Source organism: Undibacterium paludis (genome assembly GCF_022568815.1).
Classification (GTDB): domain Bacteria; phylum Pseudomonadota; class Gammaproteobacteria; order Burkholderiales; family Burkholderiaceae_D; genus Undibacterium.
The window spans coordinates 1-1498 of the sequence record NZ_JAKZHX010000046.1; the positions used below are offsets into that span (position 1 = coordinate 1).

Annotated in this window: 1 protein-coding gene; it reads left to right on the forward strand. The window is 53.5% G+C overall.

Annotated elements, in window-relative coordinates; all coding sequences use genetic code 11:
- On the forward strand, positions 1–1498 hold a 1498-nt coding region (locus LZ463_RS28835; RefSeq protein WP_241459769.1), incomplete at both ends, for a choice-of-anchor U domain-containing protein.

The following is a 1498-nucleotide window of genomic DNA, read 5'->3' on the forward strand; positions in this document are numbered from 1 at the left end:
GGCACCGGCCAGTATCAATCAGGGTTCTCCGGACAATACCACCGTTGGTGCGCTTTCTGCGACAGATCCTAACCCTGGAGACACGGCCAGCTTCAGCCTGGTGACAGGTAATGGTGTGAATGATAAAGACAATAGTAAATTCAGCATTTCCGGCAACAGCCTGATCGCCAAGAATCCGCTGAACATGACGCCCGGCAATTACACCGTCCTGGTACGTGCCGTGGATGGCAGTGGCGCATCCTTCGACAAGAGCCTGACTGTCAGCATCGGTGACAATGTTGCGCCAACAGCTACCGCGATCAACCGTGTTAATCCAGAGAATACCAATCTGGACAGTCTGTTCTACAGTGTCACCTTCAGTGAAACTGTCGGTGGCGTCAGCCCGGCCTCGTTTGCCCTGGCCATGACAGGTACTGTCAATGCCAGCATTGCTTCAGTAACGCAAGTTAGCGGCAATACCTATACTGTGCAGCTCAATAATGTTACTGGCGATGGTACCCTGGGTCTGAATCTCAAAGCCAGTGGCAATGGCATTGTTGATACAGCCAGCCTGCCTTTGACCAGTGGCTTTACAGGTCAGCTCTATCAGATTGATCATACTGCCCCGATTACCGGCGTAGGCAGCGTACGCTTCTCGAATGATGACGGCCCCAGCAATACCGATCTGATCACCACCATTGCCCAGCAAACTATCAGTGGTAGCCTCAATGGCGGTTTACAGGTCGGCGAAAGGGTGGAGGTCTCGCTCGACAATGGCGCCACCTGGGCAACAGCAAGCGCCACTGTTGGTGCTACCAGCTGGAGCCTGGCCAACCAGTTACTCAATGGCAGCAATACGCTCAAGGTCAGGGTCACTGATCTGGCTGGTAATAGCGGCCCGGCCCTGGTACAGGCTTTTGCCCTCAATGGTGGCAACGATAACCCAGGCACTGCCAGTTCCGACGCCGACGGCGACGGCATCAGCCAAAGTGTTGAGGCAGAAGTACCTAACCTGGTTGGTACGGGCAATGGTGACGGGAACGGCGATGGTATCCAGGATCAGTCGCAGAAAAATGTCAGTTCCCTGTTGTGGAACAACAGCAGTCTGGTCAACAGCCATTATGTCACCCTGGCCAATGACCAGTTCTTGGCGCAAACCAAGACAGGCACTTCACCTGTCCAATCCGGGGGAAATCCATCCAATCTGCCACTGGACCTGAGCATGCCCTATGGCATGATCGGCACCCAGCTCGAAGGCGTGGCAGGCAAGGAAGTACTTATGTCGCTGTACACTGATAACCTGACACCAATCAATGGTTATTGGGTACAGAACAATGCTGGTGAATGGGTCAATATCGCCAGCAATATCAGCACTGTCAATGGCAAACTCAAGGTCGACTTCAAGATCACTGACGGTGGTCTTGGTGACCTCGATGGCAAGGTCGATGGCAAGATTTCTTTCAATGGCGGTCTGGGCCTCAAAACAACGATCCCTGTCAACCCGAATACCTCTTTGCCA